Genomic DNA, 25,335 nt, shown 5'->3' with positions numbered 1-25,335 from the left:
ATGAACATACAGCAATCTATTCATAACTGGATGACAGAGCATCGTCAAAGTGCAGTGCGTTTACTCAAGCGTTTCGTAGAAGAAGCAAGCGTACAAGGTTCTGAAAAGCATGCGCAGGCAATTGTCATTGAACGCCTTCGACAGCTGCAGTTAGATATTGATATATGGGAACCGGACGAAAAAATACTTCGCAGCCATGAAGCTTTTGCCTCCAACCGTTCTACTTTTCGAGACAGTCCGAATGTGGTAGGCGTGTTAAAAGGGAAAGGCGGAGGGAAATCCATTATTTTGAATGGCCACATTGATGTAGTGCCACCCGGAGATCTTTCACAGTGGACGGAAGACCCTTATACGGCTGTTGTAAAAGATGGAAACTTATATGGACGCGGAGCAACGGATATGAAAGGAGGAAATGTGTCGTTACTTTTAGCTATTCAAGCGTTGAAAGAGCTAGATATTTCACTAAAAGGAGATGTTATTTTTCAAAGCGTAGTAGAAGAGGAAAGCGGAGGTGCAGGAACACTTTCCTGTGTACTTAGAGGGTATAAAGCAGATGGTGCCATTATTCCAGAACCAACCAACATGAAGATCTTCCCTAAGCAGCAAGGCTCCATGTGGTTTCGAGTGACCGTGCATGGAGTAGCAGCACATGGAGGGACTCGGTATGAAGGCGTGAGTGCGATTGAAAAAGCAGCTGTTGTGCTTAAACACATTGAGGGTCTTGAAAAAGAGAGAAACAGCCGAATTACGGATCCGCTCTATAATAAAATCCCCATTCCTGTGCCGATTAATATCGGAAATATACAAGGCGGCACGTGGCCTTCTTCAGTCGCTGATCAAGTAATATTAGAAGGCAGGATAGGAGTTGCTCCGCATGAAAAAATGAAAAATGTCAGAGCAGAAATGAAATCCTGGCTTGAACTTTTGCCTCAGCGTGATGAGTGGTTTGCTGAGCATCCTGTCGACTTGGAATGGTTTGGGGCCCACTGGCTTCCCGGTGAAATTGAATTGGAGCATCCGCTTATGACCTCTCTTTCGTCCTCTTTTTATCAAGTGAAACAGAATCAGCCGATCATTGAAGCATCTCCTTGGGGAACGGACGGAGGGATACTGTCACAAGTAGGGGATATTCCAACAGTTGTTTTTGGACCGGGAGTAACAGAAGTGGCCCACTTTCCGAATGAGTATATTTGTATTCAAACGATGCTTGACGCAGCAGAAATTATTGCTCTCACTGTAGCAGACTGGTGCAGTATTGCGGACTAAGCTAAAAAGGAGAGGATACAAACAAATGGGGAAACAAGAAAATATTTGTCAACCAACCTTTGCTATGACTCTTTTTTTAGATGAACGTAACAAGCGTCTGAGAATAGATGATTACCGGGGAAATGTGAACGATATTTACAGCTATATATATAAAGAAATTGATAAGAAAACGTATGAAAAGTGGATTATAAAAGCACGTGCTGAACATCTGATGGACTGGATAAGCTTGGGATTTTCTTTAGAAGCAACTGTTCCCTACTATTTTAACGGAAGCGACGCGTATCTTTTATGCTACTATACGTCTCAATCCCGCCGAGACAGCGGGGAGACGTTAAAAGAAACAGAGCTGCTTCAAGATGTGTTGAATTTGCCGACATCTGATTATTCTTCTTTATCGAATCAACTGATCATGCGCCGAGCCATTTCATCTGACGCTAAACAACTTTCTCAGCTCTACCGTCAAATCTTCACAGTGTATCCTACTCCCCTCTACGAAGAAGAGTATCTCTCTAATTTGCTTCAAGAAGATAGCTTGTTTTATATCATAGTTGACAAGAACGATATCGTTAGCGCTGCTTCTGCTGAAATTGACTATGTCTATCACAATGCTGAACTAACGGATTGTGCGACTCTCCCTGCTTACCGAAAGTATGGATTCATGAAGCATTTATTAAACGCACTAGAGGCGGAGCTAAAACAGCGGCATATTTTTTGTGCATATACAATAGCGAGAGCGCTTTCATTTGGGATGAACGCCGCCTTTCAGCAGCTTGGCTATACCTATACGGGAAGGTTAACGAATAATTGTTACATTTATAAATCGTTAGAAGATATGAACGTATGGGTGAAGGATCTGTCAAAAAGTAAAGGGTGAGAAATAATTAACCAATTTATGGGCTGTAACATATAACAATAGTAAATCTTCATAAAGGAGCGATTGTATGTTATATGATTTATATAAGCCGTCCCGACACTGGAAAGATATTGAATTATGGAAAGATGTTCCTGAAGAAAAATGGAATGACTGGATTTGGCAATTAACAAACACAATTCGAACATTAGATGATTTAAAAAAGGTTATTAACTTAACTCCTGAGGAAGAAGAAGGAGTACGCATTTCAACCAAAACCATTCCGCTCAATATTACGCCTTACTATGCATCTTTGATGAATCCAGATGATCCTCGCTGCCCCGTCCGTATGCAGTCTGTTCCGGTTGGCAAAGAACTTCATAAAACAAAATATGATCTAGAAGATCCCCTAGATGAAGACGAAGATTCTCCAGTGCCAGGGTTGACTCATCGCTATCCTGATCGCGTTTTGTTCTTAGTCACCAATCAATGTTCCATGTACTGCAGGTACTGTACTCGAAGAAGGTTTTCAGGACAAATCGGAATGGGCGTTCCAAAAAAGCAGTTAGATGCTGCGATTGCTTATATCGCCAAAACACCTGAAGTACGAGATGTACTCATTTCAGGCGGTGATGGCTTGCTGATTAATGACAACATTTTAGAATATATTTTGAAGAATTTACGAGCTATTCCCCATGTGGAAATTATTCGGATTGGCACAAGAGCACCCGTTGTGTTTCCACAGCGAATAACAGAAAATTTATGTGCCATTTTAAGAAAATATCATCCAGTATGGTTAAATACTCACTTTAATACATCCATTGAAATTACTGAAGAGACAAAAAAAGCATGTGAAATGCTTGTCGATGCAGGCGTTCCAGTTGGCAATCAAGCGGTTATTTTAGCTGGGATTAATGACAGCGTAGCTATCATGAAAAAGCTTATGCACGATTTAGTGAAAATACGCGTTCGTCCTTACTATATTTATCAATGTGATTTGTCAGAAGGAATTGGGCATTTCCGCGCACCTGTTTCCAAAGGGCTTGAAATTATGGAAGGGCTGCGAGGTCATACTTCTGGCTATGCTGTTCCAACGTTTGTTATTGATGCGCCAGGAGGAGGAGGAAAGATTGCAGTTCAGCCAAACTATATTATTAGTCAAAGCGCAAGTAAAGTTGTTCTGCGAAACTTTGAAGGAGTGATTACCACGTATCCGGAGCCAGAAAGCTATGTGCCTGGGCGTGCAGATGATTATTTTCGAGCTGTTTATCCAGCAGCGGATGCTAAAGGTTCTTCCATCGGCATCTCGGGCCTTATGAATGATGCTCAATTCAACCTTGTACCGGAAGGGTTAGGGAGAGTAAAAAGACGTAAAACATATGAAAGTGACAGTGCTCACGAAAGTCTAAAAGATAAACGTGAAAAAAGAGATGAATTAAAAGATAAAAAGTTTAAAGCTCAATTGAAAAAAGACGTTAAAAGCGACGATGCTCCATCATCTTAAGGAGGTCCTGTAATATGACTGTTCAATGCGCATGGTGCGAAGAAGAAAAAGCGGTAGAAACAACCAATACCGCTTACTGGGAATTGCCAGATGGAACGAGAAGTATTGAAATTACTCATATGCCATGTATCAGCTGTTCAGGTTGCGGGATGTCATATCAAGAAGAAGAGATCATAGAAGAAGTGGAAACACAGCTGCTTCTTGTCGATACAAAAAAACTTGATGAATCCATTCGGTATGATGAGTTATTAAAAGTGCCCAGATTATTAAAGCGCAACTACTTTAAATTCTAAAAAGCCGCCCCTTATTTTGTAAGGGGCGGCTTTGCTTATTGATAAGCCTTTGTTCCAGCAGTGCGCAGGCTGTAGGCGTGTTTTAAAGCCACTGTAACAGGACGGAAAGCTGGAAGTTCGACTTCGTCTATTTTCGAAACGGGCAAGAGACCAACAGACGTGCTCGTAATAAAAACTTCATCAGCGTCTTTTAAAAAGGAAGGAGTCATATTTTGTTCGCGGATTTGAATGGCTTGTTCCTGTGCACATTCCAGCACGTTAGCGCGCGTAATACCGGATAGAATTTTTCTTGTGGCAGGAGTCGTGAACAAGACGTTGTCTTTTATCGCAAATACATTGCTGCTCGACCCTTCGGTTATGTATCCGTCTTTTACTAAAATAGCTTCTTTACATCCTTTAGAAGCCGCAGCTTGTTTGGCCAGAAGGTTAGGAAGTAGGTTCAATGATTTGATATAGCAATTAGCCCATCGTTCGTCTTCCAAAAGAAGCGTGGAAATGCCTTTTTCATAGGCTTCTTCAGGTGTTTGGCGAGGGTGCCGTATTGTGAGTGCTAATTGTGTAGGTACATCGGGAAATAAATGATTTCGAGGAGCAATCCCGCGCGTAACTTGAATATAAATATCAGCGTCTTTTAACGTTGATTTTTCCATTGCTTGATGAATGATGTCCTTTAGCTCTTGTCTTGAAACCGGCAGCTCGATAAAGATTGCCTTTGCACTTCTTTCTAAGCGGTCTAAGTGACGTTCAATTGAAAAAGGAACTCCTTTGTATACGCGAATAAATTCATAAACACCGTCTCCGAACTGGTGACCGCGTTCATCAATAGGAATAACAGCCTCATTAATATCTCTAAACTCTCCACCATAATATGCTAATTCCATCTTGAAAAACTCCCTTCCTTTAGATATTAAAACGTTAACATAAAATTCAGCAAAATGAAATTATTTACTTGGTTTCTCCAAAGAAAATGAAAAAAGTCATACTCCTTTAGGAGTATGACTTTTATGAAAACGTACGTTTGAATGCTAATGAAAATTTCTGAATGGCTTTTTTAGGTGTAACAAACTGAACGATCAGCTTAGTACCTGTGATGAACCAATCGACGATACGGCTGCCGAGAAGCATCGTTACTAAAATGGACAGTGCGATTAAGACGATAATCCCCCATGATGTTGGCTCTAGACTTTTTGAGAAGTCAGTTGTAAAGAACCATTTTAAAATGAAGCCGTGCAATAAATACACGTATAGGGATCGCTGTCCAATGCTTGTTAAAGCAAATCCGCGCGTTGGAATTAAAGCCATAAAGGCAAAAGATACAAGAAAAGCAATCCCATAGTGAGAAACGCGCATTAAAAATTCGGCCACATTGTCGTACGTGTTCGTTCCATACAGCATATCTGTGTAAGCCGTGTCGTCTAAGAAAGAATAGCTTCCAATTAATGTCACTAGCAATACGATGGATGCAATGATTCGATTTCGCGCTGTCAAAAGATTTGTAAAAGGCTCTTGCCGCTGCGACAAATAGTAGCCTAAAAGGAAAAACGGGAAGAAGACAAACATTCGGCTAATGCTTAGAATTTTATCAAATCCGTCAATATCAATGAAGCCCATTGCAAGTCCAAGCGAAATAGAGACAGTTAAGCTAATCCACATGGGGAATTTCGCAAAGAAAGGAAGCATTAATTTCCAAAAAATTAAGCTCAGTAGAAACCACATTGCCCATCTAGGAACCAAATATTGAAGCGTGTACGTTTCATCTGTATAAAGCACACTATAATAAAGGGTATAGATAGTTTGGAAAGCTAAGTAAGGAAGAGCCACCTTTGTAAATATTTTTTTGTAATAGCCTTTTTTATGAAAATTTTTTGAGAAATAACCTGCTAGTAAAATAAAGACAGGCATATGGAAAATAAAGATAAAGTGATAAATGGACAGCATTCCGCTGCTATCTGTTCGGTACGGAGAAATCATGTGTCCAAATACAACCAAAAAAATTAATACAAATTTAGCATTATCAAAGTAAGCATTTCGAGTATTCATAGTATTATTTTTCCTCAACATATGCTGATGTAAACCTCCCACCAACAAAATTTATTTAAATGGCGATTATTGTTAGAATAACCTTTCACTACGGAATTAAAACATGAATTCTTCTTTTTTGCAATTACATAAAGGTTTGAGAAACCTGTCGAATCAATGCTTTTGTTATAAAAACGATGTGTTTTTGTTACAAATGTCTTTTTGAAAAAAGAAAAATATTGATATAACAATATTTATTCGTTACGCTAATAGTGAAATTTGTTTTGCAACTGTAACATGAATTTAATATATTTTGTCCAGTAAACCACTTATATTGCAGTGTTCGACATCTACATATTAAAGAAGAAAGTTGTAGATTTCTTGAAAAAATGATAGAAAAGATACACATACCGCTGGAGGGGGAGTACGATGAAATCCTTTTATCACTATATAATGAAATTCCGATCAAATAAAAAACATGATCGAATGGGAGAGTTTGCGCGAAGTGCTTATGATGATCACAGCTTCCCGAAATCTTCAACAGATTATGACGAACTGAGTTCTTATTTAGAGCTCAACGGACATTATTTATCAAGTATGACCGTATTTGATGAAGCATGGGAGCTTTATCAAAATAATGCGTGAGGGATAAAAAAGCAGACTGATGGATATCCATCAGCCTGCTTTTTTATTTTCTTTAGTTCATGCAATAAGCAGGGGTAAAAATGATAGAGGGCAATAGATAATAAAGGCTTGGTTCTAAAGATGTTATACTTCCCCTTTTTTAGTTACTGCATATAATATTGTAACTTTTCAGTAGGTGTATGTTTACTAAGGAGGTGCGACGATGGCAGGGAAGAAAAAACCTAAATACGGAATTGGTGAAACAGTCGTTGTAACAATATACGGGACCGTTGGCACTATTACCGATATAAAAGTGATGGATGGGATTTTTGTATACGAAATCAACCATAGTGAAGGTCTTTTTTTAGAAGATACAATTGAGCTTCTAGAAGAATATGAAGGTCAAATATTAGTACAGGAAAGAGTAGAGCTTGAATATAAATTTTTCTTCGGCGATATCGTCCAGGTTTTTAATTATGGAAAAGAGTTATTTAAAATCATTGGTATTCGAACAGAAATATGGCGTTATAAAGAGGATTCATGGGAAGATATTGTCTATGAATTGTCACGTGTAACAGATGGAGAATGGCTTGAGGCTAGTGAAGAAGAACTCATTCTCGTAACTCCTCATGAGGAAACAGAAAATTACGCTCAGAGTGTTGATATGTTGTATTTAGGTAAAGAAATTAAAAAGACGGAGTTGCTACCAAAGATGAAAAAACAAAACGGTTCTGAAAAAGAAGAAGTGAGGTTAACTAAAGAAAAGCATGAGATTATAAACGGTCTTTTAGATGTGTACAATGATTATAAATTTTTGTATGAGCTTTTTGAAGATGAAGAATACGCTGAAGTCATGAACTTAGTGCTGAAACATTTAAAAAAGATAGCAAAATCCGAACAAGGAAAATAGCAGGTAGATGCCTAATAAATAAAAGATAGCCGAGATAGATCATTACATCTCTCTTAGCTATCTTTTATTGTGTATACGGCGATGGTAATGAAAAAAGAATGGGTATAATTACCTTTCTATTTAAACTGCTGAAATTTTAGACATACTATTGCCGAATTGTTCATAAATGTGTATAAGGTAAAACTTCAAGCAGAAGATGGAGTGAACCTATTTTTAAGAAAAATAAGGTACGCTAATCCGTTCAAACGGGATAAGGAGTGATATTGTGAAAGAAATCGAAGTGGTCATTGATACGGAAGAAATTGCGGAGTTCTTTTACAATGAACTAGTCAAGCGAGGCTATGTTCCCGCTGAAGAAGAGCTAGGCGAATTAGCGGATATAACTTTTGATTATCTCATTGATAAATGTATTATTGATGAGCAAGATGAGGAATAAAAAGATAGATACATCTGTAACGACGGGGAAACTCGTCGTTTTGTTTATGAGACAGCGGCTATGAAAAAGGGTTAGCAGCTTTAATAGCGGATTGCACTTTTATATGATGCTGAAGGGGAATTTTTTTAACGGAAGAAGCGGGAATAGACTCAAGGAGAGAAAATGTGATTTCGTCTTCAAACCACTCATCTTTTCTTAAAAAAAGGTGTACGCGGTCTCCCCAGCTCATAGTTAAAGTCGGGCTATACAGCTTTTTGGAATCAGTTCGATTCTTTGTAAATATATCCGAATTATAATCGCTTCGAGACCCTGTGTGGGGGTGTTTAAGGCTAAATGTATAGATAGAATCATGCAAGTTTGAATAAAAAAGAAGAACGTATAAAGTTTTTCCCACTTCAATCCGTTTTAAGACAGACTCGAAATGATACACTTTTGTTCCACATAAATCAATGTTATTACCTGAATAATAGGGAAAGACGATTTGAGTCATACCGAGAAAGTTTTGAGTATGAAACTGCCAAGAGTGAAGAACATCCCGCTGAAACTCTTTTTTAAAGAGAACATTTTTTTCAATATGATACTGTTCGTTCACAATCAGAGCCATTGATAAGAGCGTTTTGTTTCTATGCTGCCAAAAGTCATCCCAAACAGCTTTCATAAAAGAAGATATGTGAAAAGCGGGGAGTAAATGAAACAGATTGCTGTTTTGCTCTTTGCTTTTTTCATAGAGTAACAGCTGAGCGTAAGCATCATGAAAAATGGCGGAATTGGAATGTTCTAAAAACAAGAAGTACGCGTGCTGTTTTTCTGGAGAAAGCAGGGATTTTATTAAGGTAGTGGAGAGATCTGTCATGTAATAGCCGCCGTTCCGCGAAACCAAGTGTGCTAAAAAAGCCCAGTGAATTTCGGGGTGTTTTTGATAATAGTCTAAATAAGCTTGGGTACGTGTAACATTGTTTTGATTAGCTTTTTTTACTTTTTTTCGAATCTCTTTAATCAATTTTACGTCTTCTCCGATAAAAGACAGCGGGAGGGTAGCAGGAGGTTTGAGCTGCATCATCTGCTGCAGGCGAAGAACATCCTCCAATCTAATGAGGGGATTTGTGTTAGTAGAAGTCATGTTAAGCCTCCTTTGAAACGTTTAACTATATAAAAAAAGGGTAAGGGACTTTTTGAAACCTTTATAACATTTCGTACGTATAAAGGGTAATAAATGTTAAGAAAAGAGGTTTTCTTTATGTTCAGAAAAATTTTTGAATCATTAACTGGATCTAAACATCGACGCTACAGCAGCAGCGATCGACACTACAGACGTGCTCGTCACTACAGCAGCAGTGATCATCATTACAGACGTCCTCGTCACCATAGCAGCAGTAGCGATTATAAGCGAAGCAAATATTATGACAGCCACAGTCATTCAAAATATGGACACCACCACTATAAGCGCAAGCGTAAAAGCGGAAGTTTCTTCTCAAGCTTTTTCTCAAGTTGATTTATGATGAAAAATCGAATGTTCAAATATTTTTATCGCTGGCTAGTTGACCGCCCTTTTAAAAAAGGAAAAGTCATTTGCGGGCGCTATGAAATCATAGATGTACTGGGAATGGGAAGCTATGGTATAACATATGTTGCTAACGACATTGTGCAACAAAAAAAGGTAGTCGTAAAACAGCTCCGTAAAACGAAGCAGCGCACGTCCCAGGGGCTGAAGTCTTATCATTATGAAGCAAAATTGCTGTCTCAATTAAACCACCCTCAAATTCCTTCACTGTATGAAGCTATCGAAACAGATGAAGGCTGTTTCTTAGTGATGGAGTTGATTCAAGGGAAAACGTTTGAAGATTTAATTTTTGAAGAGAAGTGCGTATATACGGAAGAACAAGCGCTTAACATTTTACTTAATATTCTAGACGTAGTTTCTGCTATTCATGAGCAAGGAATCGTTCACCGTGATCTTCGTATTCCAAATATTATTGATGTTAACGGAACCATCTATGTTATTGACTTTGGTCTTGCTAGATTTTTAGGAGACCATGAAGAAACAAGCACCCTTATAGAAGAACAGCAGTTTATGAGACAAACATCTGCTGCAAGCGATATCTATGCACTTGGTCATTTTCTTTTATTTTTATTATACTCTGGTTATGAGCCGACGGAACAACAAGAAAGAAGCTGGGAACAAGAGTTACATTTGTCGGCGCCTATTAAGACAATCATTCAAAAAATGCTGAGAACAGATGAATCGTATGAAAGCATTAAAAGTTTACAAAAAGATATTTATGACTATATAAATAGTAAGAACTCAGGGAGGGGAAAGTATGGCGCTATTTAATAAAGCGTTAGCCCGCATTGGAATTGGTGCAGCGCGAGTGGACGCTAAGCTTGTCAATGATGAATTTCGTGCTGGTGAAAAGATTGAAGGAATTGTTGAAGTGTACGGAGGCAATGTTGAGCAGAAAATTGACAGCATCTATCTGCGTCTATTCACAACTTATGTAAAAGAAAGAGACGATAAAAAATACAAGCAGGATATTGAGCTTAATACGTTTAAGATTAACGACCCGTTCACGATTCAACCATCTGAAACGAAGTCTATTCCTTTTACCTTTCAGCTGCCTGATGATACGCCTGTTACATTAGGGAGAACCCGGGTTTGGGTGGCGACGAGCCTTGATATTAAAGACGCCGTTGATCCGTCAGATATTGATCATGTAAAAGTGCTTCCTAACCTTATGGTAACAAGCACAATTGAAGCTATGGAACAGCTTGGCTTTCGCTTGCGCCAAGTCGAGTGCGAAGAAGCCCCTCGCCGGATGAGAAAAAGACTTCCTTTTGTTCAAGAATTTGAATTTGTTCCAAGTGGTGGAGTGTACGCTGGGAAAGTAGATGAAATTGAAATCATCGTGCAGCCGAGCGGCTTACATGACTACAATTTATTTATAGAAGTAGATCGACGTGCCAGAGGGTTTGGCGGCTTTCTATCTGAAATGCTGGATGCAGATGAGTCGCTCGTTCATGTTCATGTTTCTGAAAAAGAAATTCCTCAGTTAAAAAATATATTAACCAGTATTATTTCACGCTATAGCTAATGTGCATAGCTCTCCTTTATTTTTCGTATATTAAAGACAGTAAAAAGAAAGGAGAGAGGTATATGCCGCAATCAAAGCAAACGAAAAAAATAAATGCAAAAGAGGAATTTTCGGCTGAATTTGTCGTTCATCAAGCTCCTAAGCCAGAAGACTATATTCAGCCAAAACGTGTGAATAAGTAAAGCATGTAGAACGCTACATGCTTTTTCTTTTAATAGGTTGGAGGAAATAAAAAATGGTAAATCGCACTACAAAATATTCTCTATTTATTGTATCGCTTTTAGCTTTCTTTTTACTGATTTTATTTACATTTAATACACCTTGGGTGAAACAGCTTGACTTTAATGTGCTTCATACCATTGAAGGATGGAGGACGGACACGTTAACCCCCATCATCATATTTATAACAACCGTAGGATCTTGGTATGTTACTGCGCCAATATGGTTTGCAATTATAGTACTTCTTCTTTATAAACGAAAAGGGTTGCTCGTTTTATATATCACGCTCGTCTTTTGGGGAGTTCGCGCTTTAAATTGGGGATTGAAGGAGATTTTTGCAAGACCAAGACCTGATTGGAGTCAAGTCGTTCCCGCCTCTCACTATAGTTTTCCGAGCGGACATGCCATGAACTCAATGGCGTTTTACAGCGGAATACTTTTGTTGATATGGATGTATACAAGAAGCAGGGCTGTCAAAACGGCAGCTGCATGCGTAATTGCTATTGTTATTTTATTAATTGGATTTAGCCGTTTGTATTTAGGCGTACACTTTTTAACGGATATACTAGCAGGATATTGTTTAGGACTTGCTTGGTCCTTAGGGGTCTACCTCCTTTCTAAACGCCTATATAACCAAAAATAGGAGCAATGGTTACATTTTTTTCGTTAATATTTCATTTTGTTTAAGTAGGCCTATTGATTCATCCATTCAAAAACAACTAATGATAAAATGGGAAACAAATATTTTATGTACATGTTTAATAAGAAAAAACTAGTAATTTCGACAAAAAACGTTTTGATTCGATAAAGGGTTTTCCGATTTTATCACTAATTATATAAGAATACATGACGTAAAAGAGTAAATACTTGCTTTTGGGTGGAGGGAAGAATGTTGAGTGTGTGGACCACAATAAAAAAACAATTTAATATTAGCACAGAATATGATGTAACCATTATGCAAACAGAAGAAAAAGGCGAAAAGCGCGGATATAAGCCTGTCCATCGTCTAACGATTACAGCATTCGATCATCAAGACGCAGCAACACAAGTATTTCAGATGTTTAATATTGCTGATAATTTGCCAAAAGATTGTGATGCAAGGTTTATCAGCACAGGCGATATTTTGTTAATTGATGAAGGTACTCGAGGAAAGTATTACTACAAGCTATGGACAGACGGCTGGCAAAAAGTGAATCGCCTGCACGTACGTTAAATATAAGGTGAAAGCGACCTATCTGGCCGCTTTTTATTTATATGTTGACCCTTAGTAATCACGAGTATGATGGCCAGGGCCATTTTTTCGGTTTGTTGCTGAATATTCATCTCCATGGGCTTCATGTTCTGCTATAATTGCTTCTTTTGGAATATGATTATTCTTTTTAGGCGAATTAATTCGATTGCGATGTTTTTTTCCCATACATATCACCTCAGCTAACGTTAGTAAATCCCTTGCGCTATTAGCGTACCCTTATATAAAAAGACATACTACGCCATTTTTTGGGCCGTATGTCTTTTTATTTTTGTCGCATAATGTTAGAAGGAAATAGACATGCAAGGGATACAATATGGTATAGTGAAAGCGTAAGATTTTTTACATATAGGAGGTACGAAATGAGCGTACATATTGGAGCAAAACAAGGTGATATTGCAGAAACGATTTTACTTCCAGGTGATCCACTTCGTGCAAAATACATTGCAGAAACATTTTTAGAAGATGTAACTTGCTATAACGAAGTGCGCGGTATGCTTGGATTTACAGGAACATATAAAGGAAAACGCGTTTCTGTTCAAGGAACAGGAATGGGTGTACCATCAATTGCTATTTATGTAAATGAACTAATGAATGAATATGGTGTCCAAAATCTAATTCGCGTTGGTACATGCGGAGCAATTCAAAAAGATGTAAAAGTACGTGACGTTATCTTGGCCATGTCTTCGTCAAGTGATTCACAAATGAACCGCGTTAAATTTGGTCCTATCGACTATGCACCGACAGCTAACTTTGATTTATTAAAGCGCGCTTACGATGCAGGTGTTGAAAAAGGCCTTCAGTTAAAAGTAGGAAGTGTATTTACATCTGATCAATTTTACAATGAAGACGGCCAGCTAGAAAAATTGGCAGCTCACGGCGTATTGGCAGTTGAAATGGAAACAACGGCTTTGTATACGCTAGCTGCTAAATACGGCCGTAATGCTTTATCGGTTTTAACAGTAAGTGATCACATTTTCACTGGTGAAGAAACAACGTCAGAAGAGCGTCAAACGACGTTTAACGATATGATTGTTGTTGCGCTTGAAGCAGCAATTAATGAATGAACATAAAGTCGTTTATTTGCTGAATGGCAGCGAAAAGCTGCGGCGTAACAAATAAAAAGACGAGAAGCAATCAAGCTTCTCGTCTTTTTATTTGTGAAAATTAATTGTTTCCAAACAGGAAATTGTATGGTACGATTTGATACGTTAAAAACGGCTTTGATTTTCGTGAAAGTCGAAAATCGTATAAAAAATTCATAAGAGGTGATAAACCATCATGGTGGCAAGTATTAAACAGCAGTGGTTTTCAAACGTTCGAGCAGATATTTTGTCTGGGATGACAGTTGCTCTTGCGCTTATTCCAGAAGCCCTTGCTTTTTCCATTATCGCCGGTGTCGATCCCATGGTTGGCCTGTATGCATCTTTTTGTATGGCAATTGTGATTGCTTTTACAGGCGGAAGACCAGCTATGATTTCAGCTGCAACAGGAGCAATGTCTTTATTGATGATTAACTTAGTCAAAGATCACGGCATTGAGTATTTATTTGCAGCTACTGTTTTAACCGGAATTATTCAAATTTTACTTGGTGTTTTGAAAGTAGGAAGGTTTTTATCATTTCTTCCTCAAACAGTTATGATTGGATTTGTAAATGCGCTAGGTATTTTAATTTTTACAGCACAGCTTCCGCATTTTCAAGGAGCAAACTGGATGATGTACGCAATGGTAGCCGGAACGCTGCTCATCGTCTATTTGTTTCCGCTCATGACCAAAGCAATACCATCTCCGCTTGTTGCCATTGTCTTGATGACGATTGTAGCAATTGTCTTTCATTTAGATTTAAAAACGGTAGGAGATATGGGGAATATTACGCGTTCGCTGCCGGTTCTTCACTTTCCAAAGGTTGATTTATCAGTGGAGATGCTGCTTATCATTTTACCTTATTCGCTTCCTCTCGCGATTGTAGGCCTACTTGAATCTATGCTAACGGCAACGGTACTGGACGAAATTACAGATACGCCTTCGAATAAAAATAAAGAAGCACGCGGTCAAGGCATTGCTAATATTGTAACAGGCTTCTTTGGAGGAATGGCTGGCTGTGCCATGATTGGACAATCTATGATTAATGTAAAATCAGGGGGACGTGGAAGGTTATCTACCTTAGTCGCCGGAGTCTTTTTATTGTTCTTAATTATGGTGCTTGGCGATGTTGTTAAACAAATTCCAATGGCTGCTCTTGTAGGCGTTATGTTTATGGTAGCTGCTGGTACATTTGATTGGCAGTCCCTTAAAGACTTAACGAAATATCCGCTATCGGATGCTATTGTAATGGTTGTTACGGTGGTTATCGTATTGTTTACACATAACTTAGCATTAGGAGTAATGGTAGGTATTGTTTTAAGCACCATTGCATTTGGCTGGAAGATGGCTAAAATCAAAACAACTTCACAAACAGAAGGCAATATGAAGCAATACAGGGTTTCAGGGCAATTATTTTTTGCCACGATCAGCTTCTTCATGGATGAATTTCAGTATGAAACAGACCCGGATACCATCATTATTGATTTTAGTTCTTCTCATATATGGGATCAATCGGCCGTGATCGGCATCTCAAAAATTATCGATAAGTACGAGCGATTGAATAAAAAGGTTATTGTAAAAGGACTAAATGAAGACAGTAAAAAAATCGTAAGGCAAATTGGCATAACGTCGCTGTCGAACAAATAAAAGGTGTGCAGTAGCACACCTTTTTTACTTGTTTCGTTTTAGTAGCTGTATGAGCCAGGTGGAAAAAGAAGTTGTAGATGAAGGTACGGATGTCTGTTTTAACAAAATAGCATAGGCTTTGCGCCGATATTGGTAATCAAGCATGCATATCTACTCCTTTTAAAACAGGATTTGGAAGCGTTTTTTTTATTGTAGCATGCTTAATAGGGAGATAAAAGAAAAAAGAGAGACCATCGTCTCTCTTTAATCATTTCCAAACATATAGCGTTTGTGATGCCATGAGATTCCAAACATCAGACCCATTGCAAACATGTTCCCCATCAGTGAACTACCTCCATATGAAATAAAAGGAAGTGGAATTCCGGTAATAGGCAAGACTTGAATGGTCATACCGATATTTTGAAATACGTGGAACGTAAGCATTGAAATAACGCCTACACATAAGTAAGAATTGAATTCATTTTTTGTTTCAAGGCCTAGCTTGATCAAGTAATAAACGAGTACGAAGAAAAGACTAATAACAATGCTGGCGCCGATAAAGCCAAACTCTTCTCCAATAACCGCAAAAATAAAGTCGGTCTGCCCCTCTGGCAAATAGACAACTCCATTTCCGATTCCTTTACCGTTTACCATTCCTGATCCAATTGCATCTAACGATTTCTTTAAATGATAGCCCTCTCCCGAACTATATGACTCAGGATCAAGCCAAGAATAAATACGTCCAAATTGGTATTGCTTAACCCCTAGATACTTTTCTAATAGGCTAGGTGCATAAACAACAAGTCCCAAAATGACAGAACCAACCGCTGTAATACCTAAAAATGCAGGCGCGATGATTTTCCAGCTTACGCCTGAAACAAATACAAGTCCAACCGTGATTGCTAAGAACACAAGAGCGGTACCTAAGTCAGGCTGCTGCATGATTAACAATAAAGGTAAAGCAAGTACAGCGCCTAGTTTACCAAGCAGTAAAAAGTCTTCTCTTACTGTTCGGATACGATATTTTTCATTGTGTTTAACAATGACCGTACTCAGCGTGATAATCAAAAACACTTTCATAAACTCTGATGGCTGCAACGAGAAGCCGGGAAGTGTGAACCAACTTTTTGCCCCGTTAATTTCTCTGGCAATGCTTGACGGAGCCACTAGTAAAAGAAGCAATAAAAAGTTCCCAAATCCATAAAAAACCCACGTTAGCTTTTGAAGCTGATCGGAGTCAAAACGCATGACAAATCCTATAATCACCATTCCAATAATATAAAAAACAACTTGTTGCGCTACGAAGTTCTTATCATACTGCCCAATTTTTTCAGCACTATGGATTGCCACAACGCTTACGCAAAACAATAGGAAGATTAGGAAAGCCAAGTTCCAGTCAAATCTACTAACATTTCTTTGATTTTCACCCATATTATTCACCTGTCACTATTAAATCTCATTCTTTCTTTATGATAAAAGAAAAATGCTGGTTTTTAATGCAAAGTCGATTAATGAAGAGTCGCACTAACCCCACTTTGCAGTTTTTGCTTTGAATATAGACTTGCTAAAAGTAAGAAAAGATATGTCGCAAGCTGCGTTACCATACAGCCTTTTATTATACATGAATTATTCTATAACATAAATAGGAGAAATGATAACAATTTCTTTTTTCTAAAAACTCTATTTGTAGGGATTTATTCAATTCATCTTCTTTATCTCCTTAAAGGTTAATATGAAAACATATTATAGGAATTTATCTTTTTTTGCACGTGAAAAGATAAAGAAACGTGTATATATATAACGAAAGAAAGGGCAAATAGTTTCATATGAACGACTGAAAAATTCTAAACTGCGAGGACTAAATCTAGCAAGCTATACATATGAATAATAGTAAAGATAAGAGAAAGTGTTCTACACTATCTTTTTCTACATGCAGACATTCAACTTCTTAGCAGTCCCACAAGTAAACAGTTGAGACAAGAATATAGTTACATTCGACTTTCTTGCTGATGAACGAACGTATGGAAGGTATATGGATAGATTACCGAATCAAAGACATAGGATATTAGGAAAATAATAGATAGAGATTAATAGAATCATAACGTAGAGAGGTGTGTTTATGATTATAGGGGCAAGTGTGACAGCATTATTATTATTATGGTGGACAATTTTTTATAGCGGGCGCTACTATCATTATGTTTCAGAGCCTGTTGGCAAAAGAATTTCCCTTCACGTAGGAATACATGTCACCTTAGTGGTTGGAGTGAATGCATGTCTCTGGCTTGAGCAGCCGCTGCTTTTTTCTAGTATTTTAGCAGGGTGTGCAGGACTAGGAGCCGGATGGTTTGTAGGGATTCCTTTTTCGGTAAAAAGTATTTTAAGTGGAATAATGGGGGGCATAGGAACCGGTGTTAGTTTTTATATCTCTATGAGCATGTGGATGGATCAATTTAACTGGCTATCTTTTTTATTGATAGGAACGAGCGTTATTTTTAGCGGAAGCTCGTTATTTCAAGTGTTAAAATCGATTCCGTCATTTGAAAAGGTACTGGTGAAAATGTGGATTCAACATCCTTTTCTGATAGCTCCTATTTTGATTACCGTATTTTGGCTGTATAATTTTATTGAAAAATATTTTCCGCAAGCAGATCCAACACGCAAGTAGTTTCCGTGTTGGATTTATTATTTCCTCTGATAAGACTCCCCTTTAAGTTTACCAAGTTTAACATCGTTCAATTAGTCTATAGAAGATAAAAGTAGACATTCACCTATCTTCATTATGATGCATATTGTAACGTAGCAAGCATTATAAAGGGGGAGTGCGTATGTATCCATATCAATACGATCCACGTTTTCAAAATTTGTTTCCACCTGGAGGAGGCCAAGGGTTTCCATCGTTTCCACCTGGAGGAGGAGGCCAAGGATTTCCACCGCCGCCACCTGGAGGAGGAGGTCAAGGATTTCCACCACCACCACCTGGAGGAGGGGGCCAAGGGTTTCCGCCGCAGGGAGGAGCGCAGCCGCCTTCAAGTCCGCCGCCAGCTTTTACACCTACACCAAAGCTAGGTTCAGGAGGTCCATCGCTTTATGCTGTTGATCCAGGCGCTATTTCAGGGTGCTTATACCGATATACTTATATATGGCCGAGAAATGGTCGACCTTACTGGTTTTACCCAACCTTTGTAGGCAGACGCTCAGTTGCAGGATATCGCTGGACAGGATCTTTCTGGGTGTATGCTGGGGTAGATGTAAATCAAATTCGAGAATTTCAATGTGTATAAAACTCCGCTTGCGGAGTTTTTTTGTGCGAAAAGGTTGACGCATAAAAAATGGCGTTATATAATAAATCTCGAATTAAAGATAATTTGTTTAGTAATATCTTGAATTAATGATAATAGACACTTTTTAGGAGATGACATTTATGGCAAATGTATTATATGTAAAAGTAAATCCGCAGGTTGATGAAGCATCATTTTCAACTCGTTTAGCACAGGTTTTCTTAGATGAGTATAAAACAGCAAACCCGACTGATACAGTGACAACGCTTGATTTGTATAAAGAAACAGTTCCATTCATTGATGGAGATGTTTTAGCGGCATGGGGAAAAGCTGGAGCTGGTGAAGAATTATCAGCTGTTGAATTAGAAAAAGTAACGCGTATGGGTGAATTAGTAGAGCAGTTTTTACAAGCTGACAAAGTTATTTTCTCAGCTCCAATGTGGAACTTAAGCTTCCCTCCACTAATGAAAGCGTATATTGATAACATTTTAATTGCAGGAAAAACGTTTAAATATACTGAAAACGGTCCAGTAGGATTAGCTTCAGATAAAAAAGTAGTATTACTAGAAGCTCGTGGAGGCGTGTACTCAGAAGGCCCAGCAGCAGAGCTAGAATTTACTCAAAGCTATTTACGTACAGTGATGAGCTTCATTGGGGTTCAAGATTTCCACCTGGTTGTTGCAGAAGGCATGGCTTACACACCAGCAGAAGCAGACAATATTCTAGCAAAAGCATCTGAAAAAGCAAAAGAAGTTGCGTCAACGTTCTAATCTCAAGAGGCTGGGACAAAAGAATTTTAGACGAAGTGAAAAACGAACCACTGATCAAGATGTTTGATTAGTGGTTCGTTTTTTTTGTTACGGTAAACGTAGGTTTCATGTTTGTAAGTCTTTCTAGCAGTTGATTGGAGGGCAAGCCGAAGACTCCTGCGGGAAAAGCGGAATAGGTGAGACCCCACAGGAGTGTATGCGACGAGGAGGCTCAGCGACCGCCCGCGGAAAGCGAAGTCTTGCACGGAAATCAACTGCGGTGTCAAAAGCGGTTCGGCTCATGTATACGAGTTGTTCGTCTTTAGATTGGATTCATTTTTTTATGTCTCAATCTCTTTTTTAGGTTTAAAATTCAATATTCCTCCTTCAGAAAATGTGCAAAGGGTTACATAAAATGCAGCATAGAGAACGTGCTTCTTATAAAAGCGCTTATACATTTTTATTTACAAGACCAAAAAAGCATGGTTAAATAATGACCATGTTAACGTAACATCGGGATAGGGGAAGTTTTTCTGCAGAATCATTGGGGTATGCTACAAGTACAATCTAAAAAAGGGTGATTGAGATGTTTAAAAAATTATTTGGTAATAAGACAAAATCAAAAGAAACAACCGTTCTAGCTCCGCTTTCAGGTAATATCCTGCCAATCAGCGAAGTGCCAGATCCAGTGTTCGCACAGAAGATGATGGGAGACGGTTTTGCAATCGAACCTTCAGAAGGACAAGTTGTTTCACCTGTTGCTGGGGAAGTCGTTCAGCTTTTCCATACAAAACACGCGGTAGGCTTAAAAACAGAAGCCGGTACGGAAGTATTAATACATATCGGCCTTGAAACAGTGGCAATGGAAGGCGAAGGATTCGAAGCTCACGTGGCACAAGGTGACAAAGTAAGCGTAGGAACACCTCTTATCACATTTGATTTAGCGCTTATTCAAGAAAAAGCGAAAAGCATTATCACACCAATCGTTATTACAAACAGTGATGCAAGTGAAAGTTTCGAAATTTTGGCTCAAGGGACGGTTCAAAAAGGCGAAACGGCTTGTGCAAAAGTAACGATGAAGTAATTAGCAAGGCCTTTTCCTTTAAGAAAGGAGAGCGCATTTGAAGATTTTAAAAGTGTTAAATAACAACGCCGTTGTCTTTAAAGAAGGCGGAGTTGAAAAAATTGCGATGGGTCCCGGTATTGCTTTTCAAAAAGGTAAAAATGATCTTATTAATGCTGCAAAAGTGGAGAAAGTCTTTGTCATGAAAGAAGAGCAGGAAAAGTTTCAAGAACTATTAAAAAACCTTCCTGAAGAGCATATTCAAGTGGCGGAAGAAATCATTTCTTATGCTGAACAGCAGCTTTCTGCTACATTAAGTCATCATGTGCATATTACTTTGAGCGATCATTTATCCTTTGCTGTCGAAAGGATAGCCCGCGGAATTTCCATACAAAATAAATTGCTTAATGAAATTAAATCTCTCTATCAGCCTGAGTATGCAATAGGAGTATGGGCTCTTAAGCATATCAAAAAGAGACTAGATATCACGATGCCGATTGACGAAGCGGGATATATTGCGCTTCATATTCATACGGCGAAACTGAATTCACCGGGAATGCAGCAGCTCATGATGAATACAACGATTATTAATGAAATGGTTACGATTATAAAAAAAGAGCTGAATATGGAGATTGATGAAAACAGCATGTCCTATCAGCGGCTGCTGACTCACTTGCGCTTTGCGTTAAACCGTTTAGCGCAAAATGAACCCTTTCATGAGATGGATGAAGAGATGCTTAACGTATTAAAAGTCAAATATAAAAAATCGTATCAGTGTGCTGAAACGATCAAGCAATTTGTCAAAGATGAGTACGAAATTAATTTTCCAGAAGCGGAGTTAGGATATATCACGCTTCACATTTGCCGAATAGAGCAAAGAATATAGAAAAAAACATTGACGAATATTGTTGCTTTGAGTACAATGAAAGCGTATTAATTGAATAATCGGGATTGTGACTGGTAAAGCAGGCAAGACCTAGAATGCGCATGAAGGACAAGTGTGTCTTTTATAAGTGTGTTTTAGGTCTTGCTTTTTTTTATGACATACAAAAAGGAGGAAGTAAGATGGACGTAAAAGAAATTGCTGAAAAACTTGTTCCGCTTTTAGGAGGAAAAGGAAATATTGCTAGTGCGCAGCACTGTGCTACGCGTTTGCGCCTCGTTATTCGAGATGAAAGCAAAATCGATCAAAAAGGTTTAGATGAAATAGAAGATGTAAAAGGGGCTTTTTCAAATTCAGGACAGTTTCAAATCATTTTTGGAACCGGTCTCGTTAATAAAATCCATGCTGCTTTTGTGAAAGAATTAGGTGATGACGAGGCTGCTGCCCCAGCGGATCATCAAGAAGAAATGAAAAAGAAAATGAACCCATTTGCCCGTTTTGCCCGCATGCTTTCCAATATTTTTGTTCCGATTATTCCAGCCATTGTAGCCAGTGGTTTACTAATGGGACTGCTCGGGATGATGAAAGCGTTCCACTGGGTCTCAGAAGATAGCGCGTTATTTGTGTTGTTGGATATGTTCTCAGGCGCAGCATTTATCATTTTACCGATTTTAATCGGGTTTTCAGCTGCAAAAGAATTTGGTTCAAATCCTTATCTAGGAGCGGTTATAGGAGGGATCTTAACGCATCCGATGTTATTAAATCCGTGGACATTAGCAGATGCTAAGCCAGAATATATGGATTTGTTTGGCTTAAGTATTCCGCTGATTGGCTACCAAGGTACGGTCGTTCCGATTTTATTGGCTATCTACGTTATGAGTAAAATTGAAAAGGGACTCCGGAAAATTGTGCCGAATTCGGTTGATTTACTTGTTACGCCTTTTTTAACTGTTATTATCACAGGCTTTGTATCACTTGTGTTTATTGGTCCTTTCGGTCGCTATATTGGAGACTTAATTTCGATCAGCCTTCAGTCTTTATACGATGTAGCCGGAGTGTTTGCAGGAATTTTGTTTGGCGGCTTATATTCGACCATTGTATTAACAGGCTTGCAGCATAGTTTTCATGCTATTGAAGCAGGACTGCTTGCTAATCCGAAGATTGGCGTTAACTTCCTACTTCCTATTTGGGCCTGCGCGAACGTGGCGCAAGGAGGAGCAGGGCTGGCTGTTTACTTTAAGACGAAAAATGCCAAAACGAAAAAAATTGCGATTCCAGCGGCTATTTCTTCCTTCTTAGGAATTACAGAACCGATTATTTTCGGCGTCAATTTAAGACTTCGCAAGCCATTTATTGCTGCGGCTATAGGCGGAGCAGCCGGAGGAGGCTATGTTGTACTTATGCACGTAGTAGCCAATGCCTACGGACTTACAGGTATTCCAATGATGGCCATTGCTGCGCCGCTTGGTATGAGTAATTTAATTCACTATATCATTGGTATGATTATTTCTGTAGGTGTTGCATTCGGTGTTACGTGGTTCATGAAACTAAAAGAAGACTGAGAACCATCGGTAAGTATACGAGAATAGAGAATGGTATTAGATTTGCTCATCATATTTTATGGTGAGCAAATTTTGTGTCGTAAATATGAAACTTTTTAAAAAGTAATACGTAGAACAGTCAAAGAGATAAGTTGATGTTGTGTAACAGGAACGTAAATGCTACACTACATATATTGGATTGTACTATTATAGTCAGAAAGAGAGCTGGCACATGGAATTTTATCACGATCTTTTTCTATATGCGCCGTATTTATCTGCTTTCGTTTTATACATCCTTTGTTATTATATGCTTCGTGAAGCTAGGTTTACGGCTTTTCATGCGGAACCTGTCACCGACCATGTGAATGCAGGGATTGATCCTTCAGTATTAACAATATGGAAAAGACGAAATGTATTTATACATGTGTATAGAAAAACACCAGTTAAAGAGAAGAATAATGATGAAGAAGATCCTTTCCTTCTGAAAAACACTTCATACATTTAGTCATTATTAGGAGGAAAGAATATGAAAAGAAATAAAAAATTATTATTGCTTGGTTTAATGGGAGCGCTTCTTTTAGCTCTAGCCGGCTGTAGCAGCACAAAAACACCAGTAACCGCAACAAGCGGCGGGTTCTGGGATCATTATTTTGTTTACCCTTTATCAATGGCATTAACGAAAATTGCTGAGTGGGCAGGCGGAAGCTATGGTCTGTCTATTATTATTGCGACGGTTATCATTCGTTTAGTTCTATTGCCGCTTATTTTAAAACAGCAAAAGAGCACGATGGCTATGCAAGCACTTCGTCCAGAGATGGAAAAGATTCAAAAGAAATATGCTGGTAAAAAAGATCCTGAAACACAGCAAAAGCAGCAAAAAGAAATGATGCAGCTTTACCAAACGCATAAAATTAATCCGGTTGGCGGATGTTTGCCAATCTTTATTCAAATGCCTATTATTATCGCATTTTATAATGCCATTGCACGAACGCATGAAATTGCACAGCATTCATTCTTATGGGTAAGTTTAGGAAAGCCAGATCCTTACTTCATTTTACCGGTAGTTGCAGCGATTACGACATTCTTACAAATTCGTGTAAGTATGACGGATGAAATTCAACCTCCAATGAAAATGATGATGAACATTATGCCAATCTTCATCTTAGTAGCGGGAATTTCACTTCCATCTGCTCTTGCATTATATTGGGTAATTGGTAACTTATTCGGAATTGGACAAGGTTACTACTTGAAAAAACGTATGAGCTTATTAAAAGAAAAAGATGCAGCTAATAATACAGCACAAGCTAAAACAAAACCATCACCAAAATCTAAGTCAAAATCATAATATACAAAAAGCGCAGCTATTCGCTGCGCTTTTTTATTTTTTCAAAAAAGTGATGAGATGAGGAGATTTGTGTAACGCTATAAAAAAAGACAGGAGTGAACATGGTGAAAAAAATAGCGTTATGTCTGCTTTTTCTTATGTTGTTCCCTATGCAAATAAATGCTGCCAATACAGTGAAGGTCAGTTTTATAAGGCAAGGAAACCTATGGGTATATGATAACGGTACCGAAAGGCAGTTATCCTATGCCCGTCATGCCTCTATGCCTCAATGGTCATCACATGGAGATATAGTTGCTTATGCAGAAAATGATTCTTTAATGATTGCACCGTTAAAAGGAAAACCGCTACTTGTTGAACATGATGTGACTCATTATCAATGGTCACCGGTTGCTGAGGAACTTGCGTATATTTCGAATGGAATCTTAGTATATTACAACGTTAAAACGCATGAAAAGAAGCGTGTAGCCGTAGGGGTTGATCAGTTTTCATGGTTTCCAGAAGGAGATCGATTTTTAATTACGTCCGCTGCTGCGCTGGCGCCGACGGGATGGGGACCGGTAAAGCTATATACAGTGAGCAAATATGCAGGGTTAGATGTAAAAAAAGTGGAGGCTTTTACGACGCTCCCGGCAGAAAATGATTCGTTTTTTGCGTATACAACAAGCAGCTTCAAATGGTCTCCTAACGGTCAATGGATTAGTTTTATCGCTATTCCAACGGCTTCGATGTCTGCAGATGCAAATAAGCTGTGCATCATTACAAAAGAAGGGAAAGCTTTTCAAGTAGTGGGAGATATGCTTAATGTACCTAATTGGTTTAAGTGGAGTAATGAAGAGCAAGTACTGGCATTTATTGATGGGGAAGGAAGGTTTGCCACTGAAAATAAAAAGTTCACTTTAAAAGAGATGCCGGTTTTTAAAGAACATGTGTTTACTCCAAAAGGCTTCGCAGATTGGGATTTTACTTGGACAGAAAAAGATAACATCATCATTTCACGTGTGCCCGAAGCAGGGTGGTCGAATGATGAAAAAAAGAGGCCGCTGCCTTTTTTGTATAGCATGGACGTAAAGACCAATAAGCAAAGTCAGTTCACATTTCCACAAAAAGGCTTAGGAGATTATGCGCCTGTTTATCATAAAGCAACGAATCAAACGATGTGGATTCGTACAAATCGAAAACAAGCAAATCTTTTAACACGCGTAAAAGATACGAAAAATGATAAGGTACTTATTTCAGGCTTAGACCTGCCGGGAAATTATTATGAGCTGTATCGGTGGAATGAAGTATTTAGCGTGTACAACCCTTAAT

At 38.5% G+C, this 25,335-nt stretch carries 28 protein-coding genes; 23 read left to right on the top strand and 5 right to left on the bottom strand.

The genetic code is table 11. The annotated features are described in order from the left end of the window. The 4 genes from BG04_RS05000 (at position 1) to BG04_RS04985 (ending at position 3,913) form a co-directional block, all read left to right on the top strand. The gene (locus BG04_RS05000; protein WP_013084685.1) at positions 1-1,266 is read left to right on the top strand and encodes a peptidase; all 1,266 of its coding nucleotides are present in this window, start codon (positions 1-3) and stop codon (positions 1,264-1,266) included. Between the two features lie 25 nt (positions 1,267-1,291). After that, positions 1,292-2,140: a putative beta-lysine N-acetyltransferase gene (gene ablB, locus BG04_RS04995; protein ID WP_034649366.1), complete on the top strand. Its 849-nt coding sequence runs from the start codon at positions 1,292-1,294 to the stop codon at positions 2,138-2,140. A 67-nt stretch (positions 2,141-2,207) separates the two neighbouring features. Further along, a complete protein-coding gene (gene kamA, locus BG04_RS04990) occupies positions 2,208-3,620 on the top strand; it encodes a lysine 2,3-aminomutase (protein WP_034649367.1) in 1,413 nt (470 codons plus the stop codon). A gap of 14 nt (positions 3,621-3,634) precedes the next feature. After that, the gene (locus BG04_RS04985; RefSeq protein WP_013058725.1) at positions 3,635-3,913 is read left to right on the top strand and encodes a YokU family protein; all 279 of its coding nucleotides are present in this window, start codon (positions 3,635-3,637) and stop codon (positions 3,911-3,913) included. A gap of 35 nt (positions 3,914-3,948) precedes the next feature. On the opposite strand, the gene dat is transcribed toward BG04_RS04985, so the two are convergent. Together dat and BG04_RS04975 are read right to left on the bottom strand one after the other, a co-directional pair. Then, the gene (gene dat, locus BG04_RS04980; protein ID WP_034649368.1) at positions 3,949-4,794 is read right to left on the bottom strand and encodes a D-amino-acid transaminase; all 846 of its coding nucleotides are present in this window, start codon (positions 4,792-4,794) and stop codon (positions 3,949-3,951) included. 121 nt (positions 4,795-4,915) lie between these two features. Continuing rightward, entirely contained in the window at positions 4,916-5,953 is a 1,038-nt protein-coding gene (locus tag BG04_RS04975; protein WP_013058723.1) for an acyltransferase family protein, read from the bottom strand. A gap of 408 nt (positions 5,954-6,361) precedes the next feature. On the opposite strand from BG04_RS04975, the gene BG04_RS04970 reads away from it, so the two are divergent. From BG04_RS04970 to BG04_RS29550, 3 genes are all read left to right on the top strand, one after another. After that, entirely contained in the window at positions 6,362-6,577 is a 216-nt protein-coding gene (locus tag BG04_RS04970; RefSeq protein WP_013058722.1) for a YozE family protein, read from the top strand. A 202-nt stretch (positions 6,578-6,779) separates the two neighbouring features. Further along, positions 6,780-7,466 carry a hypothetical protein gene (locus BG04_RS04965; protein WP_013058721.1) on the top strand — a complete coding sequence of 229 codons (687 nt, stop codon included), beginning with the start codon at positions 6,780-6,782 and terminating at the stop codon, positions 7,464-7,466. Between the two features lie 265 nt (positions 7,467-7,731). Beyond that, positions 7,732-7,902 carry a YozD family protein gene (locus BG04_RS29550; RefSeq protein ID WP_013058720.1) on the top strand — a complete coding sequence of 57 codons (171 nt, stop codon included), beginning with the start codon at positions 7,732-7,734 and terminating at the stop codon, positions 7,900-7,902. A gap of 58 nt (positions 7,903-7,960) precedes the next feature. Here BG04_RS29550 and BG04_RS04960 read toward each other — a convergent pair whose 3' ends face one another. Next, on the bottom strand, positions 7,961-9,022 hold the full coding sequence (locus tag BG04_RS04960) for a DUF2515 family protein (protein ID WP_034649370.1): 1,062 nt from the start codon (positions 9,020-9,022) through the stop codon (positions 7,961-7,963). Between the two features lie 117 nt (positions 9,023-9,139). Between BG04_RS04960 and BG04_RS04955 the strand changes: the two genes are divergently transcribed. The 5 genes from BG04_RS04955 (at position 9,140) to BG04_RS04935 (ending at position 12,423) form a co-directional block, all read left to right on the top strand. Then, the gene (locus tag BG04_RS04955) at positions 9,140-9,394 is read left to right on the top strand and encodes a hypothetical protein (protein WP_074893265.1); all 255 of its coding nucleotides are present in this window, start codon (positions 9,140-9,142) and stop codon (positions 9,392-9,394) included. 3 nt (positions 9,395-9,397) lie between these two features. Next, positions 9,398-10,234 (top strand): serine/threonine protein kinase, encoded by an 837-nt coding sequence (locus tag BG04_RS04950; RefSeq protein WP_034649381.1) that lies wholly within the window; start codon positions 9,398-9,400, stop codon positions 10,232-10,234. Beyond that, the gene (locus BG04_RS04945) at positions 10,221-10,991 is read left to right on the top strand and encodes a sporulation protein (protein WP_016765306.1); all 771 of its coding nucleotides are present in this window, start codon (positions 10,221-10,223) and stop codon (positions 10,989-10,991) included. Before BG04_RS04950 ends, BG04_RS04945 begins: the two co-directional genes overlap by 14 nt. A 235-nt stretch (positions 10,992-11,226) precedes the next feature. Then, positions 11,227-11,853, top strand: a complete 627-nt coding sequence (locus BG04_RS04940) for a phosphatase PAP2 family protein (RefSeq protein WP_034649382.1) — start codon at positions 11,227-11,229, stop codon at positions 11,851-11,853. Between the two features lie 246 nt (positions 11,854-12,099). Next, positions 12,100-12,423, top strand: coding sequence for a hypothetical protein (locus tag BG04_RS04935; RefSeq protein ID WP_013058713.1), 324 nt, complete (start codon positions 12,100-12,102; stop codon positions 12,421-12,423). A gap of 51 nt (positions 12,424-12,474) precedes the next feature. On the opposite strand, the gene BG04_RS30910 is transcribed toward BG04_RS04935, so the two are convergent. After that, positions 12,475-12,627: a hypothetical protein gene (locus tag BG04_RS30910; protein WP_013058712.1), complete on the bottom strand. Its 153-nt coding sequence runs from the start codon at positions 12,625-12,627 to the stop codon at positions 12,475-12,477. Positions 12,628-12,821: 194 nt separating this feature from the next. Between BG04_RS30910 and deoD the strand changes: the two genes are divergently transcribed. Both deoD and BG04_RS04925 read left to right on the top strand, forming a co-directional pair. Continuing rightward, positions 12,822-13,526: a purine-nucleoside phosphorylase gene (gene deoD, locus BG04_RS04930; RefSeq protein ID WP_013058711.1), complete on the top strand. Its 705-nt coding sequence runs from the start codon at positions 12,822-12,824 to the stop codon at positions 13,524-13,526. 214 nt (positions 13,527-13,740) lie between these two features. Next, positions 13,741-15,189, top strand: coding sequence for a SulP family inorganic anion transporter (locus BG04_RS04925; protein ID WP_034649384.1), 1,449 nt, complete (start codon positions 13,741-13,743; stop codon positions 15,187-15,189). A gap of 243 nt (positions 15,190-15,432) precedes the next feature. On the opposite strand, the gene BG04_RS04920 is transcribed toward BG04_RS04925, so the two are convergent. After that, a complete protein-coding gene (locus BG04_RS04920; RefSeq protein WP_013084672.1) occupies positions 15,433-16,599 on the bottom strand; it encodes an FtsW/RodA/SpoVE family cell cycle protein in 1,167 nt (388 codons plus the stop codon). A 706-nt stretch (positions 16,600-17,305) separates the two neighbouring features. Here BG04_RS04920 and BG04_RS04915 point away from each other — a divergent pair. The 9 genes from BG04_RS04915 (at position 17,306) to BG04_RS04875 (ending at position 25,334) form a co-directional block, all read left to right on the top strand. Then, positions 17,306-17,833, top strand: coding sequence for a hypothetical protein (locus BG04_RS04915; RefSeq protein WP_228459496.1), 528 nt, complete (start codon positions 17,306-17,308; stop codon positions 17,831-17,833). 160 nt (positions 17,834-17,993) lie between these two features. Beyond that, entirely contained in the window at positions 17,994-18,449 is a 456-nt protein-coding gene (locus BG04_RS04910) for a hypothetical protein (protein WP_016765303.1), read from the top strand. Positions 18,450-18,589: 140 nt separating this feature from the next. Beyond that, positions 18,590-19,216 (top strand): FMN-dependent NADH-azoreductase, encoded by a 627-nt coding sequence (locus BG04_RS04905; protein WP_016765302.1) that lies wholly within the window; start codon positions 18,590-18,592, stop codon positions 19,214-19,216. Positions 19,217-19,781: 565 nt separating this feature from the next. After that, the gene (locus BG04_RS04900; RefSeq protein WP_013084668.1) at positions 19,782-20,279 is read left to right on the top strand and encodes a PTS sugar transporter subunit IIA; all 498 of its coding nucleotides are present in this window, start codon (positions 19,782-19,784) and stop codon (positions 20,277-20,279) included. 37 nt (positions 20,280-20,316) lie between these two features. Next, positions 20,317-21,144, top strand: coding sequence for a PRD domain-containing protein (locus tag BG04_RS04895; RefSeq protein WP_034649389.1), 828 nt, complete (start codon positions 20,317-20,319; stop codon positions 21,142-21,144). Positions 21,145-21,323: 179 nt separating this feature from the next. Then, positions 21,324-22,703 (top strand): sucrose-specific PTS transporter subunit IIBC, encoded by a 1,380-nt coding sequence (locus BG04_RS04890; protein ID WP_034649390.1) that lies wholly within the window; start codon positions 21,324-21,326, stop codon positions 22,701-22,703. Positions 22,704-22,914: 211 nt separating this feature from the next. After that, positions 22,915-23,187: a hypothetical protein gene (locus tag BG04_RS04885; protein WP_013058702.1), complete on the top strand. Its 273-nt coding sequence runs from the start codon at positions 22,915-22,917 to the stop codon at positions 23,185-23,187. Between the two features lie 21 nt (positions 23,188-23,208). After that, positions 23,209-24,027 (top strand): membrane protein insertase YidC, encoded by an 819-nt coding sequence (yidC, locus tag BG04_RS04880; RefSeq protein WP_013058701.1) that lies wholly within the window; start codon positions 23,209-23,211, stop codon positions 24,025-24,027. Positions 24,028-24,128: 101 nt separating this feature from the next. Continuing rightward, entirely contained in the window at positions 24,129-25,334 is a 1,206-nt protein-coding gene (locus tag BG04_RS04875) for a TolB family protein (protein WP_034649394.1), read from the top strand. The last annotated feature ends 1 nt before the right edge of the window (position 25,335 follow it).

Source organism: Priestia megaterium NBRC 15308 = ATCC 14581 (genome assembly GCF_000832985.1).
GTDB classification, from domain to species: Bacteria; Bacillota; Bacilli; order Bacillales; family Bacillaceae_H; genus Priestia; species Priestia megaterium.
The sequence above is the reverse complement of the archived record's forward strand: the minus strand, read 5'-3'. Positions and strand labels throughout refer to the sequence as shown.

Coding starts and splice junctions, on each gene's coding strand:
- BG04_RS04920 (WP_013084672.1), bottom strand. CDS start 16,599: ATGGGTGAAAATCAAAGAAATGTTAGTAGATTTGACTGGAACTTGGCT.
- ablB (WP_034649366.1), top strand. CDS start 1,292: ATGGGGAAACAAGAAAATATTTGTCAACCAACCTTTGCTATGACTCTT.
- BG04_RS04940 (WP_034649382.1), top strand. CDS start 11,227: ATGGTAAATCGCACTACAAAATATTCTCTATTTATTGTATCGCTTTTA.
- BG04_RS04965 (WP_013058721.1), top strand. CDS start 6,780: ATGGCAGGGAAGAAAAAACCTAAATACGGAATTGGTGAAACAGTCGTT.
- deoD (WP_013058711.1), top strand. CDS start 12,822: ATGAGCGTACATATTGGAGCAAAACAAGGTGATATTGCAGAAACGATT.
- BG04_RS04945 (WP_016765306.1), top strand. CDS start 10,221: ATGGCGCTATTTAATAAAGCGTTAGCCCGCATTGGAATTGGTGCAGCG.
- BG04_RS04970 (WP_013058722.1), top strand. CDS start 6,362: ATGAAATCCTTTTATCACTATATAATGAAATTCCGATCAAATAAAAAA.
- dat (WP_034649368.1), bottom strand. CDS start 4,794: ATGGAATTAGCATATTATGGTGGAGAGTTTAGAGATATTAATGAGGCT.
- BG04_RS04955 (WP_074893265.1), top strand. CDS start 9,140: ATGTTCAGAAAAATTTTTGAATCATTAACTGGATCTAAACATCGACGC.
- BG04_RS04975 (WP_013058723.1), bottom strand. CDS start 5,953: ATGAATACTCGAAATGCTTACTTTGATAATGCTAAATTTGTATTAATT.
- BG04_RS04900 (WP_013084668.1), top strand. CDS start 19,782: ATGTTTAAAAAATTATTTGGTAATAAGACAAAATCAAAAGAAACAACC.
- kamA (WP_034649367.1), top strand. CDS start 2,208: ATGTTATATGATTTATATAAGCCGTCCCGACACTGGAAAGATATTGAA.
- BG04_RS04905 (WP_016765302.1), top strand. CDS start 18,590: ATGGCAAATGTATTATATGTAAAAGTAAATCCGCAGGTTGATGAAGCA.
- BG04_RS04960 (WP_034649370.1), bottom strand. CDS start 9,022: ATGACTTCTACTAACACAAATCCCCTCATTAGATTGGAGGATGTTCTT.
- BG04_RS04925 (WP_034649384.1), top strand. CDS start 13,741: ATGGTGGCAAGTATTAAACAGCAGTGGTTTTCAAACGTTCGAGCAGAT.
- BG04_RS04875 (WP_034649394.1), top strand. CDS start 24,129: ATGGTGAAAAAAATAGCGTTATGTCTGCTTTTTCTTATGTTGTTCCCT.
- BG04_RS04910 (WP_016765303.1), top strand. CDS start 17,994: ATGTATCCATATCAATACGATCCACGTTTTCAAAATTTGTTTCCACCT.
- BG04_RS04890 (WP_034649390.1), top strand. CDS start 21,324: ATGGACGTAAAAGAAATTGCTGAAAAACTTGTTCCGCTTTTAGGAGGA.
- yidC (WP_013058701.1), top strand. CDS start 23,209: ATGAAAAGAAATAAAAAATTATTATTGCTTGGTTTAATGGGAGCGCTT.
- BG04_RS05000 (WP_013084685.1), top strand. CDS start 1: ATGAACATACAGCAATCTATTCATAACTGGATGACAGAGCATCGTCAA.
- BG04_RS04885 (WP_013058702.1), top strand. CDS start 22,915: ATGGAATTTTATCACGATCTTTTTCTATATGCGCCGTATTTATCTGCT.
- BG04_RS04950 (WP_034649381.1), top strand. CDS start 9,398: ATGATGAAAAATCGAATGTTCAAATATTTTTATCGCTGGCTAGTTGAC.
- BG04_RS04985 (WP_013058725.1), top strand. CDS start 3,635: ATGACTGTTCAATGCGCATGGTGCGAAGAAGAAAAAGCGGTAGAAACA.
- BG04_RS30910 (WP_013058712.1), bottom strand. CDS start 12,627: ATGGGAAAAAAACATCGCAATCGAATTAATTCGCCTAAAAAGAATAAT.
- BG04_RS04935 (WP_013058713.1), top strand. CDS start 12,100: ATGTTGAGTGTGTGGACCACAATAAAAAAACAATTTAATATTAGCACA.